We start from the raw sequence: 14,822 nt of genomic DNA, 5'->3' as shown, positions 1-14,822 counted from the left end.
TCATACCTCCTCAAAAGGAATTTCAGGTATCATGGCAAGGATATCTTCTCGAGTTATCGAACCTTGGCGTAGAATCTTCACCTTGCTGCCAGATAAGTCTATAATAGTCGAATCTTGACCTGTCAAAAAAACATCGTCTTCGAGTCCCAAGACCTCTTGGTCAAAGTCTTTTAGAATCTCTTGAAAGCTAATACCACTTGCACGTCCTGAAATGTTAGCAGACGGTCCGATTAAAGGACCAAATTCACGAATCAATTCTAAAGTGACGGGATGACTCGGCATGCGAAATCCAACAGTCGTCATGTCTGAATTAACCCAGTAAGGAACCTTGTCATTAGCTTCTAGGATAATGGTCAATGGACCAGGAAGAAAACTTTCAACAAGTTGTTGTAAACAAGGTGGCTGATTCTTGGAAAAGTTCAAGATATCGTCTAAACTAGCAACATTGAGATTGAGAGCCTTATCTCTAGGGCGACGTTTGAGCTGATAAACATGGTCAACAGCCTTCTCATCCAAAGCTTTCGCAAAAAGGCCATAAACTGTCTCTGTTGGTAAAACTACAGCTCCACCTTTTTCCAACTCTTGCTTAATTTTCTCCATCATCAATGACAACCATCCTATCTTGGCCAAATTGGTCTTTCAGAGTACGAACTCGTTTCTCTGGAAGATTTTCCATAAAGAGAGCAGGCACACTTTGACCTTGTTTGTAGCCAATTTCAAGATAAATCTTACCACCATCATTTAGATAATCCTTGGAGTCTTCCGCAATTCTACGGTAGATAGATAGGCCATCCTCATCAGCAAAAAGTGCCAAATGTGGTTCTGAATTCAGAACATTCAAACCAACTTCTACCTCATCTGCTCGAGAAATGTATGGTGGATTGGATACAATTATATCATATTTTGAAGAAATTTCGGAGAAACAGTCAGATTTGATAAAAGAGAAATTTAGATTTTGAGCGTTAGCATTCTCTGTTGCAAGTTCTAGGGAATCCTGTGAAATATCCGCAGCTGTGACCGACCAATCTGGTCTATTTTTAGCTAAAGCAAGGGCAATGGCTCCGCTTCCTGTTCCGATATCCAGAACTCTGAGATTGTCCTTTAGATTCTCAGTCAAAATGAGTTCCACTAACTCTTCTGTCTCTGGGCGGGGAATCAAAACTCGCTCATCTACTTTTAACTGCATCCCATAGAATTCAGCATGACCGATAATGTACTGGGCTGGTATATGAGCTGCCAATTTTTTGTAGATTTCCTCCACAAATTGCTTCTCTTCCTCTGTTACTTCTTGCTGGAGGGCAAAGACGAAGTCTGTAAAAGATAGATTTTTTAGGCTACGATAGACAAAGGAGAGGCTTTCTGCTTCCTCTCCTTGTGCTATTAACTTTTCCTCAAAATCTTTAAAAATTTGAGCTAATTTCATTATTTGTTTAATTCTTCCAATTTTTGTGTTTGGTCATAAAGAACCAAGGCATCCACTACTTCGTCCAACTTACCAGCTAGAATAGTATCAAGTTTTTGCAACGTTAAGCCAATACGGTGGTCTGTGACACGGTTTTGTGGGAAATTGTAAGTACGAATACGCTCTGAACGGTCACCAGTACCGATAGTAGACTTACGCTCTGCGTCTTGCTCATCTTGGGCAATCTGAGCGAAGTGGTCTGCCACACGCGCACGGATGATTTTCATAGCCTTCTCACGGTTTTTCTGCTGGGTACGTTCTTCCTGCATCTCAACCTTGATATTGGTTGGCAAGTGAACGATACGAACGGCAGTCGCAACCTTGTTGACGTTCTGTCCACCAGCACCAGAGGCATGGTAGATATCGACACGAAGGTCTTTTGGATCGATATCGTATTCTACTTCTTCTACTTCAGGCATGACCAGAACTGTGGCAGTTGATGTATGGACACGGCCTTGGCTTTCTGTCACAGGGACACGTTGCACACGGTGGGCACCTGATTCGTACTTAAGTTTAGAGTAAACAGACTGGCCTGATACCATGGCAACAACTTCTTTAAAGCCGCCGACGCCGTTCATAGAAGCTTCCATGACTTCAAAGCGCCAACCTTGTGCTTCAGCATACTTTTGGTACATGGTTAGAAGGTCACCAGCAAAAAGTGCAGCTTCATCTCCACCAGCTGCGCCACGGATTTCAAGGATGATGTTCTTGTCGTCGTTTGGATCTTTTGGAAGAAGCAATATTTTTAGTTTTTCTTCGTACTCTTCTTTTTCTGCCTTAGCATCCTTGAGTTCTTGCTTGGCCATTTCTTCCAAGTCGGCATCTCCGCCAGACTCTTTAATCATTTCTTCAGCATCAACGATGTTTTGGAGGACTTGTTTGTATTCACGGTAAGCTGTTACTGTGTCACGAGTTGAAGCTTCTTCTTTTGAGAGCTCCATGAAACGCTTGGTGTCTGAAACGACATCAGGGTCGCTCAGCAATTCTCCTAATTCTTCATAACGGTCTTCTACTGCTTGTAGTTGATCATAGATATTCATTTTTTCTCCTTATTTCTCAATTGTTAAATCATAGATTGCTACTACTTCGTTCTCAAATATTTCCCCAGTTTCTTTAAATCCATAACTGAGGTAACAAGATCTTGCATGTTCATTTTCTGGTTCATAAGACAACCAAAGTTTATTGGCTAAACCTGCTGGCGCTGTCCGAACATAGTCTAGCACCTTATCCATAATTGGTTTAAAATATCCTTGATCTTGAAAATGCTTATCAATCATGAAACGAAAAAGTAAATAATTTCCATTACTAATTTCGATTTTTTTATCATAAGCTAACATCACAAAACCTATGATTGCATCATTATCGTAAACTGCCAATGGAGCTACAAAATCTCCATTTTTTGTGTAGACATATGCTTCAGCTAAACTAATTGCGTTGGTAGCAATAAATTTTTTTTGATATTCCTTAACATCCAAATTCAGAACATCAAAATAATTTTCCATGGTAACATCTCTTAGTTCAATTGTCATAGTCTTGTTCCTTTTTGGATGTTATCAGTGGTGCAAAATAATGCTTACGGCAAACTGAGATATAGGTTTCATTTCCACCAATCTGGATTTGTTCACCATCATAAACAGGCAGTCCGTCCTGCGTACGCAAAACCATAGTCGCTTTTTTCTTGCAATACTGACAGATGGTCTTGATTTCATCAATCTTATCTGCTAAAAGCAAGAGGTGTTTAGAACCTTCGAACAGCTCATTGCGAAAGTCATTCTTCAAACCAAATGCCATAACAGGGATGTCTAACTCATCGACAACACGAGCTAAATCGTAAACATGATGACGTTTTAGAAATTGAGCTTCATCGACAAGTACACAGTAAGGTTTTTCAGGTAAATCTCGGATAAACCCAAAGATATCTGTTGTTTCGTCAATGGCAATTGCTGGTCTTTTCATTCCAATGCGACTAGAGACATAACCGACACCGGCACGTGTATCCAGAGCTGAAGTCATAATCACAACTCCTTTTCCTTGCTCCTCATAGTTATAGGCTACCTTGAGAATCTCAATCGTCTTGCCAGAGTTCATGGTCCCATAACGATAATACAACTGTGCCATGCTTCTATTTCACGTCCATTTCTAATTTTTTGCTACATTCTAGTATACCATAATTTCTCAAAGCTTTAAATGGCAAAATGTGGTAAAATAGAAGAAATCAAATAACTAGTGGAGGACGCAATTATGCCATTTGTACGCATTGATTTATTTGAAGGACGCACGCTAGAGCAAAAGAAAGCCTTAGCTAAGGAAGTAACGGAAGCCGTGGTTCGTAACACTGGTGCACCACAATCTGCTGTTCATGTCATCATCAACGATATGCCTGAAGGAACTTACTTCCCCCAAGGGGAAATACGCACTAAGTAAAGCTTAAGCAATCTGCTTAGGCTTTTCTTTATAAGTGGCATTCGTTGAATAAAACGCTATATTTTGTTACAATTTTAAGAGATATTAGTCTATACAAATAAATAAACTATAAAGGAATTGAAATGATTACACGGGAATTTGATACCATCGCAGCAATCTCGACTCCCCTTGGTGAAGGGGCTATTGGGATTGTTCGTTTAAGCGGAACAGATAGCTTTGCTATCGCCCAGAAAATTTTTAAAGGCAAGGATTTGAGCAAGGTTGCTAGCCACACCCTAAACTACGGACACATCGTTGATCCTCAGACAGGGAAGGTTATGGACGAGGTTATGGTGGGAGCTATGAAGTCTCCAAAGACCTTCACTCGTGAGGATATCATCGAGATCAATACCCACGGTGGAATCGCCGTAACCAATGAAATTCTTCAACTGGCTATCCGTGAAGGGGCTCGTATGGCGGAGCCTGGTGAGTTTACTAAGCGTGCCTTCCTTAACGGTCGTGTAGACTTGACTCAGGCCGAGGCCGTGATGGATATCATACGTGCCAAGACAGACAAGGCCATGAATATTGCAGTCAAGCAACTAGACGGTTCTTTATCAGACTTGATTAATAATACTCGCCAGGAAATCCTCAATACTCTTGCACAAGTAGAAGTGAATATCGACTATCCTGAGTACGACGATGTTGAAGAAGCCACTACTGCTGTTGTCCGAGAGAAAACATTGGAATTTGAGCAATTACTAACCAATCTCCTTAGAACAGCTCGTCGCGGTAAAATCCTACGTGAAGGGATTTCAACGGCTATCATTGGTCGCCCCAACGTTGGGAAATCCAGCCTACTCAACAACCTCCTACGTGAAGACAAGGCTATTGTAACGGATATTGCAGGTACTACCCGAGATGTCATCGAAGAATACGTCAACATCAACGGTGTTCCACTGAAATTGATTGATACTGCTGGTATCCGTGAAACAGATGATATCGTCGAGCAAATCGGTGTTGAACGCTCCAAAAAAGCTCTCAAGGAAGCTGACTTGGTACTACTTGTCTTAAACGCTAGCGAACCTCTAACTGCCCAAGACCGACAACTTCTTGAAATCAGCCAAGATACCAACCGTATCATCCTACTGAACAAAACTGACCTACCTGAGGCTATTGAAACTCAGGAACTTTCTGAAGATGTCATCCGTATTTCAGTCCTCAAAAATCAAAACATTGATAAGATTGAAGATCGCATCAATAATCTCTTCTTTGAAAACGCAGGCTTGGTCGAACAAGATGCTACTTACTTGTCCAATGCTCGCCACATTTCTTTGATTGAGAAAGCAGTTGAAAGCTTACAAGCTGTTAACGAAGGTCTTGAGCTGGGGATGCCAGTTGATTTACTTCAAGTTGATTTGACCCGTACTTGGGAAATCCTCGGAGAAATCACTGGTGATGCTGCTCCAGATGAACTCATTACACAGTTGTTCAGCCAATTTTGTCTGGGTAAATAAGAAAAAACTAGTTCAAAAAATGCTAGTCACCTAAAAAGAGGTTGGGACAAAACGATCCCGACCTCACTTTTTATTATAAATCATAATTTGACGCGGTAGCTGATTGAACTTTTTGTTCGTCTTTTAGACTCCAAAAAGCTCCTAATCATCCTCGCGGGGCTGGGACTACGAAATCAAGACTTTGTCTATCGATTTCTGTCCCACCGCCTTTTCTTTCACCTTCTAAGTTATATCCTGCCTTAGCAGATATTTGAAACAAACCTTACCATTTCTTTTTTATTTTCACTTAATCTTTGGGTAATTTGCCAGCTTTTTCAAGCATTTTTTTGATTAAATAAGGCATCTTGACATTTTCACGACCTTTTTTCTCAATTAATTTTTTAACAAATTCTGGCATTTGTAAGTCTTGTGATTCATCTAAAATATTCTTAGTTTCATCCGAAGGGACTAATTCATCAAAGGTCTCTTCTTCTGGGAGGAATTCTCTAAATTCTTTATGTTCGTTAACTCGGACAATATTGACCAAGGCATCAATCAAACGAGAATCTGTATTTGGCATTGGTGGACGATGGTAGTTCACCTCCAATTCCTGACACAAGTCATGACATTCCACATCGTTGTCAAACAAAACTTCAATGTGTTCACTAATAAAACTAATAGGTACAAAAATATAATGCTCTGGATGTTCTTCCTGTTCTCTAAGATATTCCAAGACATCTGGTTTTATCCAAGGAATACCAATATCACTTTCACTCTGCCAAGTGTTGGTATATTGCTCTGGTTTCAAGCCTAATTTCTCAGCAATTAACTTGCTATTTTCGAAAATCTGGTCGATATAGGGATCACCAAAATCCAAGGCAAAAATGGGCACACTGTGGGCAGAAAAGATGACTTTAAATCTATCCTGTTTCACCTTTTCTTTTAAAATCTTAGCAATTTCAGCTGCCCAATAGTTTAAGAGGGCTTCTTCTTGATACCAGTCCTTAATAACTAAAAACTGAATTTGTTTGCTTTCCAGAAACTTTTCGTACCCCATGACAGAGTAAAAGGAATAGTGTGGTTCCAAAATCAAGCAAATACACTTTTCAATTCCATCTGCTTCCATTTGCCGAATCACATCTGGAATAAAGGGTTTTGAAAATTTATTGGCAAAATAGACACTATATTCATTTCCCAATCTAGCTTCTACTAAGGAAACTTCTTCACGGGTAATTTTTTGAAGTGGAGTTCCTCCAATTCGAACATAATTATCATAAAGTGTTTGAATCTCGTGATCTTGAGGTCGAACTCCACGACGAATGTTGGTAAAAAAGTCGGCTACTCCTTCAAAGGTAATCTCTTCTGGGGAACCAAATGTCATCATTAAAATCGCTTTTTTCATCTCTACATCCTTGTGATATTTTTATCTTTTTATTGTATCACTAAAGTTGCCATAAGTAAACGCTAACATAAGGATGTTATCTCCCTTCTGACTTTTGTTTTTCTCTTCTTTCTATGATACAATGGTTTTAAAAGAAGGAAAAAAGGAGTTACGATGAAATATCCAACATTGTTGGAGCGTTTTTTGACTTATGTCAAAGTCAATACACGTTCTGATGAACATTCAACCACTACACCAAGTACCCAAAGTCAAGTAGACTTCGCAACCAATGTCCTCATCCCTGAGATGAAACGTGTTGGTTTGCAAAATGTTTACTACCTACCAAACGGTTTTGCTATCGGAACCTTACCAGCTAACGACCCAAGTTTGACTCGTAAGATCGGTTTTATCTCCCACATGGATACAGCTGATTTTAATGCTGAAGGCGTCAATCCTCAGTTTATTGAAAACTACGACGGTGGAGTTATCGAACTTGGGAATTCAGATTTCAAACTTGATCCAGCTGATTTTAAGAGCTTAGAGAAATATCCTGGCCAAACTTTGATTACAACGGACGGAACTACATTGCTCGGTGCCGATGACAAATCTGGTATCGCTGAAATCATGACAGCTATCGAATACTTGACTGCTCACCCTGAGATTAAACACTGTGAAATCCGTGTTGGCTTTGGCCCTGATGAAGAAATCGGAGTTGGTGCTAATAAATTTGATGCAGAGGACTTCAATGTTGACTTTGCTTATACAGTCGACGGTGGCCCTCTTGGGGAATTGCAATACGAAACCTTCTCTGCTGCAGGTGCAGAACTTCACTTCCAAGGTCGTAATGTTCATCCAGGAACTGCTAAAGGGCAAATGGTCAATGCTCTCCAATTAGCCATCGACTTCCACAACCAACTCCCAGCTGGTGACCGACCAGAATTGACTGAGGGTTATCAAGGTTTCTACCATCTCATGGATGTAACAGGTACTGTTGAGGAAGCGCGTGCTAGCTACATCATTCGTGACTTTGAAAAAGAAAGCTTTGAAGCGCGTAAAGTTGCCATGCAAGCTATTGCTGATAAGATGAACCAAGAACTTGGTAGTGATCGTGTAACCTTGACTTTGACAGACCAGTACTACAACATGAAAGAAGTCATTGAAAAGGATATGACTCCAATCACCATCGCTAAAGCAGTCATGGAAAGTCTTGATATTACACCAATTATCGAGCCTATCCGCGGTGGAACAGACGGTTCTAAAATTTCCTTTATGGGAATTCCTACACCAAATATCTTCGCCGGTGGTGAAAATATGCATGGTCGTTTTGAATACGTTAGTCTACAAACAATGGAGCGTGCTGTTGATACAATCATAGGAATTGTAGCTTATAAAGACTAAAGAGGTCGGGAAAAAATTCCCGACCTCTTTTTTTATCAGCAGTCTACTTTTGACACGGTAGCTGACTGAACTTTTTGTTATTCTGCTACTTTTTCTCTTGTTTCTGGAGATGTAGTTGCAGGAGTTAAGGTTGACTCAGCTTGGTTATCGCTTGTTTCTTTATTGACGGTTTCGGTGTTAGCTTCAGCTGGCTTGACTTTAGATTGAAATTCTTGGTTTAAGGAGACAATTTCTTGAGCAAGAGCTAGAAGAGCTTGCTTGTCTTTGCTTGCAGCTGATAATTTATCAAACAAGGCATCTACTTTTTCAAAGTCAGCATCAGAACCATTATTCATTTCCAAATAAGTATGAAGGGCAATAACTCCGTTGTATAGTTTTTGATAAAGAACTAAAACCTCTGGGTCTTGGTTGGCATTCTCACGTTCAGTCTGAATGGTTTGTGAAATACGTTTTAGAAGATCTTGAACTTGTGTGTTTAGTTCATCAAGGTCTGCATCGTCTTTCTCTAAAGCTACTTTCAGGTTTTTCACTTCGTCAGCAAGTGAAGCTTTTACGCCTTCTTCTTTGACTTGAGCTACTAACTCTTCAGCTTTTGTTAAGAGTTCTTCTACTTGACCTTTTCGAACATGATTGCTTTGTTCCTCAGGCTTAATATCATCATACAAACCTTTCAAAAATTCATAAACTGCCGTTTTAGCACTGTGACCATCCACTTTTTCAGTATCTAGGATCGTTTCAGAAGTCTTATGAGCAACAGATTCATTCTTCAGAGCTTCTTCTACCTCTAATTTTGTTTGATAGATTTCAGGGAAGAGTTTGTTTAAGTCAGTCGCCTTAAGGAAGGATTGTGACTGATAAAGGGTCCAAGTTAAGTTGGCAACCTTATTTCTAAGAGTATCATTCAAACGATCATCTGACAGATGTTGATAGAAATACTTAATGTACTCGACTGTTGTAACTCCAGTACGATCATTAAAGTCCTGAAGAGCTTCTAGTTTAGCTTCAACTGCATCTAAACCAGCCTCTTCTTGAGCCAATTTATTTTCTTGGAGTTGAGCCAAGAGATCTTTTTTAGGAAGTCCATAAGCATCCGTATCCAAGGTATTAATCTTATCTACTAAAGCTTGATATTTCTTATCTAAAGGACTGATTTCTGTTGGTTTTACACTAGCATCAACATGGATATACTGCTTATCAAAGAGATCTAATGCAGCTAGATAACCAGCTGTAGAGTTGGTTGAGAGCTTCTTCATATTTTCAGAGAATTGTCCCAAGGCAAGCTCAATTTGTCTTTGTTGAATTGGTTTATCCTTGTAAACTTCACGACTTTCTGCTAGAAGTTGATCAATTTTATTCTGAACAGTCGCTTCATCAAAGGCACCTGGTTGGTAGTTGGATTGCAAGGCAGGAATCTTATGTTTCAAAGCCACTTCATAGCCTTTAGTTTGTACTTTGATGTAGTGATTATGATCACCGTGAGGAATGACAAAGCTACCATTTTCCACCTGCAAACTATATGGAGAGACACCATCACGAAGTGCAGTTGTATAGAGTTCGTTTAGGAAATCAAGCTCTGCATCTCCTGTTTGAAGCGGAATACGAACGTGTTCCTTACGAACAGCGTAAGGGTGAATGTGAGTTGGGTCGTAAGCCTGGTCTGGATTTCCAAATACAAAGAATCCATTTGAAATTCGAATCGCTTCAAGCGGAACACCATAGGTTTTAGAGATATAAGCTACCTTTTCTTCATCACTGGCATCTCGAGAGAAACTTTCAACAGTCTTGGCAAGAGGTTTTACAGGCTCTGACTGATGGTGCCCATGCAAATGTTCTTGAGCTGCCTTAATCTGTTCTGCTGACAAATCTTTCTTAAAGAAATAGTGGGCATGATCTCCATGTGAAACCACAAAACCTTGCTCATCCTCACTAATCACTCGCTCAGCTGCAAAGCCATGATCGTGCTCTTCCTCATGATGGTTTCCATGGTTATCATGATGGTGTTCTTCTGGTTTACTGCTGTGGTTATCTGGGCTAGTTTCTGAATGTTTATTGCCGTGCAAGTGATCTTGGGCAGCCTTAATTTGATCAGGGGATAAATCTTTTTTAAAGAAGTAATGATTGTGATCTCCATGAGAAACGACAAATCCTTTATCATCTTCACTTATCACTCGATCTGCTGCAAAGCCATGATCGTGTTCTTCCTCATGATGGTTTCCATGGTTATCATGATGGTGTTCTTCTGGTTTACTGCTGTGGTTATCTGGGCTAGTTTCTGAATGTTTATTGCCGTACAAATGATCTTGTGCTGCCTTGATTTGAGCAGGGGATAAATCTTTTTTAAAGAAGTAATGATTGTGATCTCCATGACTCATGATAAAGCCAGCTGCATCTTCGCTGATGACTCTATCCGCATCAAAGCCGTGATCATGGTCTTCACCATGGTCCTCATGACTTGGACTTGGTGTCACTGGTGACTTAGCTTTCAAATGATCTTGTGCTGCCTTGATTTGCTCAGGTGTCAAATCTTTCTTAAAGAAGTAATGATTGTGATTACCATGACTCATGACAAAACCTTCTGAATCTTCACTTATAATTCTATTTGCATCAAAACCATGATCGTGTTCCTCTTCTTCATGGTGAACATGTGGTAACGGATTATTTGGTGTAGAATTAGAAGGACTTTCTAATCTTGGAGTGTTAGATTGTGCTTGATGATTGTTAAGAGATGATTTAGGGATATAGTGATAGTGGTCCCCATGTCGTACGATATAAGCATCGCCAGTATCTCTGACAATATCATTAGGGTTAAAGACATAACCATCATCTGTTGCAGAGACACCATTATTCGGTGTCAGTGACAAGGGTTGACTGAGAGCTGAACTATTGCCAGATAAATAAGCCTTTGCGGCAGCTAATTCACCCGCTGACAGATCACTCTTAGGAATATAATGGAAGTGTCCTCCGTGGGGAACGATATAAGCATCTCCTGTATCCTGAATGATATCAGAAGCGTTAAAAACATAACCGTCATCAGTTGTATAACGTCCTTGAGCTCTAGCTGCCACAACTTCCTTAGAATCATTTTTTTGGTCAGATGTATGCTCTTGTTTTTGTTTTTCAATTTGTTCTTTGGTACGAATATTTTCAGCTTGACTAGCATTTTTTAGGTAGACATAATATTTTCCATCAACTTTGATGATGTAACCACCTTTAATTTCGTTAACGATGTGTTCATCACGCAATTGATAACTTGGATCTTTCATGACTAGTTCTTCACTAAAAATCGCATCGAAAGGAACTTTACCATTATAGTAATGGAAATGGTCTCCGTGAGAAGTCACATATCCCTGATCAGTAATTTTCACAACAATTTGTTCGGCCTCAATGCCTTCCTTTTTGCTAACTTGATCAGGAGTCAAATTTTCGTTCTTTTTAGACTCATTGTTTTTCCCATCAACATAAGATACACGATTATCTTCCTTCTTCTCTGCTTCTTGGTGCTGATTTAAAACATAAGCACAAACACTAAGCGCAATAACTACTGCTGATCCAGCTAAATATTTCTTTGTTTTATTCATAATTTCCTCATTTCAATTCTTCTGCTAGTATTGCAATATCCTCTTCTAAATTATCTAAATAAGACTTATCATTTTGTGGATCAGCCTCTAAAGGATTTAAAGTTTTAAGACTCACACCTGTTGATTTTACAAGTGTGTCAGCAACTTTAGAAGAAACATTGCTTTCAGTAAATATAGTTTTGACTTTATAAGTCTTTACAAATTCTTGAATTTCAGTCAATTGTCTTGGGTTTGGTTCTTGATCAGGAGAAATACCAGCAATCCCTAGTTGATTTAGACCAAACCGTTTGGACAAATAAGAAAAGGCCGTATGTTGCGTTACAAATGTCTTCTGACTTGATTTTTCAAAGATTGGTTGATACTTCTTAGTAAGTTCATGAGCTTTATCACTAAAACTTTGTGCGTTTTTCTGATAAGTTTCCTTGTTAGCACTGTCCTGTTCGGATAACTTGTCAGCAATAATCTGTGCTTCTTCTGCAACCTTTTCAGGATCAAGCCATGTATGAGGATCATACAAGGTCTTCTCGTCAATCCCTTTCCCGGCATCCATATCTTCTAAGCCGGGAACTCGCTCCAAAGTCATTCCATCTGAAGCTTCTATGACTCTTACTTTGGAATTCTGCAGGCTAGGATCTAGACTTCCTGCCCACGACTCCAAGGTATGTGAATGATAAATAAAGACATCAGCATCATAAATAGCTGCAATATCATTTGCAGAAGGTTCGTAGGAATGAATACCGGAACTCGACTGAATCATCCGAACATCGTTTAAATCACCAGAAACCTCTTTAACCATGGCGTAGACTGGATAAAAACTGGTCACTATTTTCATTCCCTTGGCTTCCTTGCTTTCTTGACTTGTTTGTTGACCACAAGCTACTAGGAAAAGAACAAACAAACAAATCAAAAACCAAAGAATAGATTTTTTTTTCATAACAACTCCTTAACTAGTGTTTAACCATTTAATTAACTAGTAAACATTCTACTATTTAAAATTTAAGATGTCAAGTTATAAATTCAATTTTTCCCAAAATTTTACTTATAAAAAAGCACCGCTTTAACGATGCTTTTTTTAGATTCCTAAGAAAATATCTGGAAATTTTTCAGAAATTATATTCCAGAATTCTTCCAATTGTTCTTGTACTGTCTTAGTAGTTTTAATAATCAAATTTTGTTTCTTTCCACTGTTCTTGTTAATGCAACACAATTGATATACTTTGTTTGTAACTCCATAACGATGATAGCGTTGTTCAATTAGATAAATCTGTTGTATTTCTCTTAAATCAACGGCTTGTGTCCCTTTAAAGTAAGTAATAAGATGGTTTTTGTATAGAATAACTTTTAAATCCTGATCGTAGTAATCAGATTCTTCCGCAATACTATCAAGATTTCCTTGCAATTCTGGATATGACTGATACAATTCCTCATATGAAGCAATTGATTTTTTTCGCAAAATGAAGGCACCAACTAATGTAAAAACTCCCATACCGCCAAAAACAACAGCACCTATAACATATGTCCAACCATCTCGTGAATGTTCAGTTAAACTGAGATAAACATTTGTATTCATGTTTTGATAAACTGTAGAACTAGGTTCTAGAATTGATCTTAAGAATCCAGTTAAGTCAACAATTCTGTTATTTCTTGAAGTATTAGCTTTTGTGTTAAGGGGTTGTAACTGTGTACCAGTCAAAGTACCTGGATTTTCAGCTAAAGTTTCAGCTGTTGCTTGATCTATTAATTTTTTTATCTCAGCATCATTTTCTTTAGCCTCAACTACTGCATACTTACCTTCTCCTTCTTGACTATATTGAACGAGATAAACAACGCTTCCACCATCAACATCACCAATAACTTCTGGGTAAATGTCATAGATAGTCATTTTTACTTGTTTACCGGATTCATTATTTGTCGCAAAAGCAGTTGTCGGATTTTTATGCAAATTCCATAGAAATCCCATCACAATAGCTATAGAAAAAAGAAATAATGAGAGAACAAGACCTGAGATGAATCCCTTGTTTCGTTTTTCCTTGAACATTATAGACTCCTTTAGTTTGATATTTAAATTATATCAAACTAAAACTTATTTTTCAATATTAGTGGTGATTCATTGAAGATAGCATAATTTCTAAAAATTCTAAAGAAGAAATAAAAAGCTCGAACTATTATTCGAACTTTTTGATATTTTTATTTTCTTGCAGCTTGTTCATCTTCTTCGAGTTGTTTGACCAGTTGTTCAACACTGTCAAATTTTACCATATCTCGGATACGATCCAACCAATAGACGGTCACAGTCTCTCCATAAATATCCTCATCAAAATCAAAGATATTGACTTCAAAGCGCTCCTCTTCTCCATCGAAGGTCACGTTCTTTCCGACACTTGCCATCCCTCGATAAAGTTTTCTCTTGATTTCGATATCAACAGTATAGACACCATCTGCTGGCATATAAGTACGGTCTAAGAGGACAAGATTAGCAGTAGGATACCCAATTGTACGTCCACGGGCATTACCATGTACCACAATTCCTCTTGTCGGAAGAGGGCTTCCTAGTAATTGCCCAGCTTCTTTCACATCCCCTTCTAGGATGGCTTGACGAATACGAGTAGAGCTAATCTTTCCTTTTTCATCTTCTACAGGTGGTACTACAACTACTTCTCCATCAAAGATTTCTTTTAAATCTTCCGCTGATTTTCGATCAGAACCTAAGCTATAGTCAAATCCTACAACAATGGCATCTGCTTTAACTTCTTTGACAAAGGCATCTACAAACTCTTGAGCTGTCATATTAGCTATACGGCTTGAGAAATCCATCAGATAAAGATTTTCAACACCAGCTCGTTTAAACTTACGTTCACGTTCTTCTGCATTTAGGATATGAAGTAAATTTTCTGGTGTATAGGGTTTTAAGGTTAATTTTGGTGATTCATGAAAAGTGATTAAGGCAACGCTTAATCTTTTCTTTGCAGCAATTTCACCAGCTATACTAAATAATTTTTGATGTCCTAAGTGGATACCATCAAAATATCCTAATACTAGGACAGTCGGTCCTGGAGTTGCAATGTCTTTTTCAGTTTTAATAGGTATTGTTACAATCATAGTCA

At 38.7% G+C, this 14,822-nt stretch carries 13 protein-coding genes; 3 read left to right on the top strand and 10 right to left on the bottom strand.

The window, feature by feature from the left end:
* From ACWPVF_RS04380 to ACWPVF_RS04360, 5 genes are read right to left on the bottom strand one after another with little or no spacing between them, the layout of a single operon-like run.
* The gene (locus ACWPVF_RS04380; RefSeq protein ID WP_414307772.1) at positions 1–603 is read right to left on the bottom strand and encodes an L-threonylcarbamoyladenylate synthase; all 603 of its coding nucleotides are present in this window, start codon (positions 601–603) and stop codon (positions 1–3) included.
* Positions 587–1,423 carry a peptide chain release factor N(5)-glutamine methyltransferase gene (gene prmC / locus ACWPVF_RS04375; protein ID WP_454384917.1) on the bottom strand — a complete coding sequence of 279 codons (837 nt, stop codon included), beginning with the start codon at positions 1,421–1,423 and terminating at the stop codon, positions 587–589. The genes ACWPVF_RS04380 and prmC overlap by 17 nt, the downstream gene beginning before the upstream one ends.
* Positions 1,423–2,502, bottom strand: coding sequence for a peptide chain release factor 1 (gene prfA, locus ACWPVF_RS04370; protein WP_006148466.1), 1,080 nt, complete (start codon positions 2,500–2,502; stop codon positions 1,423–1,425). Before prfA ends, prmC begins: the two co-directional genes overlap by 1 nt.
* 9 nt (positions 2,503–2,511) lie before the next feature.
* Entirely contained in the window at positions 2,512–2,991 is a 480-nt protein-coding gene (locus tag ACWPVF_RS04365) for a GNAT family N-acetyltransferase (protein ID WP_454384915.1), read from the bottom strand.
* Positions 2,981–3,580: a thymidine kinase gene (locus ACWPVF_RS04360; protein ID WP_454384913.1), complete on the bottom strand. Its 600-nt coding sequence runs from the start codon at positions 3,578–3,580 to the stop codon at positions 2,981–2,983. The genes ACWPVF_RS04365 and ACWPVF_RS04360 overlap by 11 nt, the downstream gene beginning before the upstream one ends.
* 123 nt (positions 3,581–3,703) lie before the next feature.
* On the opposite strand from ACWPVF_RS04360, the gene ACWPVF_RS04355 reads away from it, so the two are divergent.
* Both ACWPVF_RS04355 and mnmE read left to right on the top strand, forming a co-directional pair.
* Positions 3,704–3,886: a 4-oxalocrotonate tautomerase gene (locus ACWPVF_RS04355; RefSeq protein WP_049550455.1), complete on the top strand. Its 183-nt coding sequence runs from the start codon at positions 3,704–3,706 to the stop codon at positions 3,884–3,886.
* A 122-nt stretch (positions 3,887–4,008) separates the two neighbouring features.
* A complete protein-coding gene (gene mnmE, locus ACWPVF_RS04350; RefSeq protein WP_454384910.1) occupies positions 4,009–5,382 on the top strand; it encodes a tRNA uridine-5-carboxymethylaminomethyl(34) synthesis GTPase MnmE in 1,374 nt (457 codons plus the stop codon).
* Between the two features lie 286 nt (positions 5,383–5,668).
* On the opposite strand, the gene hemH is transcribed toward mnmE, so the two are convergent.
* Entirely contained in the window at positions 5,669–6,763 is a 1,095-nt protein-coding gene (gene hemH / locus ACWPVF_RS04345; RefSeq protein ID WP_454384908.1) for a ferrochelatase, read from the bottom strand.
* Positions 6,764–6,916: 153 nt separating this feature from the next.
* Between hemH and pepT the strand changes: the two genes are divergently transcribed.
* The gene (gene pepT / locus ACWPVF_RS04340; protein ID WP_414307777.1) at positions 6,917–8,140 is read left to right on the top strand and encodes a peptidase T; all 1,224 of its coding nucleotides are present in this window, start codon (positions 6,917–6,919) and stop codon (positions 8,138–8,140) included.
* Between the two features lie 77 nt (positions 8,141–8,217).
* On the opposite strand, the gene ACWPVF_RS04335 is transcribed toward pepT, so the two are convergent.
* The 4 genes from ACWPVF_RS04335 to ACWPVF_RS04320 all read right to left on the bottom strand — a co-directional run bounded on the left by ACWPVF_RS04335 (position 8,218) and on the right by ACWPVF_RS04320 (position 14,817).
* A complete protein-coding gene (locus ACWPVF_RS04335; protein ID WP_454384906.1) occupies positions 8,218–11,718 on the bottom strand; it encodes a pneumococcal-type histidine triad protein in 3,501 nt (1,166 codons plus the stop codon).
* Positions 11,719–11,725: 7 nt separating this feature from the next.
* Positions 11,726–12,652, bottom strand: a complete 927-nt coding sequence (locus ACWPVF_RS04330; protein WP_414307779.1) for a metal ABC transporter solute-binding protein, Zn/Mn family — start codon at positions 12,650–12,652, stop codon at positions 11,726–11,728.
* Between the two features lie 138 nt (positions 12,653–12,790).
* Positions 12,791–13,756 carry a hypothetical protein gene (locus ACWPVF_RS04325; protein ID WP_414307780.1) on the bottom strand — a complete coding sequence of 322 codons (966 nt, stop codon included), beginning with the start codon at positions 13,754–13,756 and terminating at the stop codon, positions 12,791–12,793.
* A gap of 149 nt (positions 13,757–13,905) precedes the next feature.
* Positions 13,906–14,817, bottom strand: a complete 912-nt coding sequence (locus ACWPVF_RS04320; protein WP_414307781.1) for a bifunctional riboflavin kinase/FAD synthetase — start codon at positions 14,815–14,817, stop codon at positions 13,906–13,908.
* Positions 14,818–14,822 lie beyond the last annotated feature (5 nt).

It is taken from the genome of Streptococcus sp. Marseille-Q7087, assembly GCF_965111935.1.
The sequence above is the reverse complement of the archived record's forward strand: the minus strand, read 5'-3'. Positions and strand labels throughout refer to the sequence as shown.

Bases quoted from the DNA above. Each gene is read 5' to 3' on its own strand.
- ACWPVF_RS04380 (WP_414307772.1), bottom strand. From the start codon at position 603: ATGATGGAGAAAATTAAGCAAGAGTTGGAAAAAGGTGGAGCTGTAGTT.
- prmC (WP_454384917.1), bottom strand. From the start codon at position 1,423: ATGAAATTAGCTCAAATTTTTAAAGATTTTGAGGAAAAGTTAATAGCA.
- prfA (WP_006148466.1), bottom strand. From the start codon at position 2,502: ATGAATATCTATGATCAACTACAAGCAGTAGAAGACCGTTATGAAGAA.
- ACWPVF_RS04365 (WP_454384915.1), bottom strand. From the start codon at position 2,991: ATGACAATTGAACTAAGAGATGTTACCATGGAAAATTATTTTGATGTT.
- ACWPVF_RS04360 (WP_454384913.1), bottom strand. From the start codon at position 3,580: ATGGCACAGTTGTATTATCGTTATGGGACCATGAACTCTGGCAAGACG.
- ACWPVF_RS04355 (WP_049550455.1), top strand. From the start codon at position 3,704: ATGCCATTTGTACGCATTGATTTATTTGAAGGACGCACGCTAGAGCAA.
- mnmE (WP_454384910.1), top strand. From the start codon at position 4,009: ATGATTACACGGGAATTTGATACCATCGCAGCAATCTCGACTCCCCTT.
- hemH (WP_454384908.1), bottom strand. From the start codon at position 6,763: ATGAAAAAAGCGATTTTAATGATGACATTTGGTTCCCCAGAAGAGATT.
- pepT (WP_414307777.1), top strand. From the start codon at position 6,917: ATGAAATATCCAACATTGTTGGAGCGTTTTTTGACTTATGTCAAAGTC.
- ACWPVF_RS04335 (WP_454384906.1), bottom strand. From the start codon at position 11,718: ATGAATAAAACAAAGAAATATTTAGCTGGATCAGCAGTAGTTATTGCG.
- ACWPVF_RS04330 (WP_414307779.1), bottom strand. From the start codon at position 12,652: ATGAAAAAAAAATCTATTCTTTGGTTTTTGATTTGTTTGTTTGTTCTT.
- ACWPVF_RS04325 (WP_414307780.1), bottom strand. From the start codon at position 13,756: ATGTTCAAGGAAAAACGAAACAAGGGATTCATCTCAGGTCTTGTTCTC.
- ACWPVF_RS04320 (WP_414307781.1), bottom strand. From the start codon at position 14,817: ATGATTGTAACAATACCTATTAAAACTGAAAAAGACATTGCAACTCCA.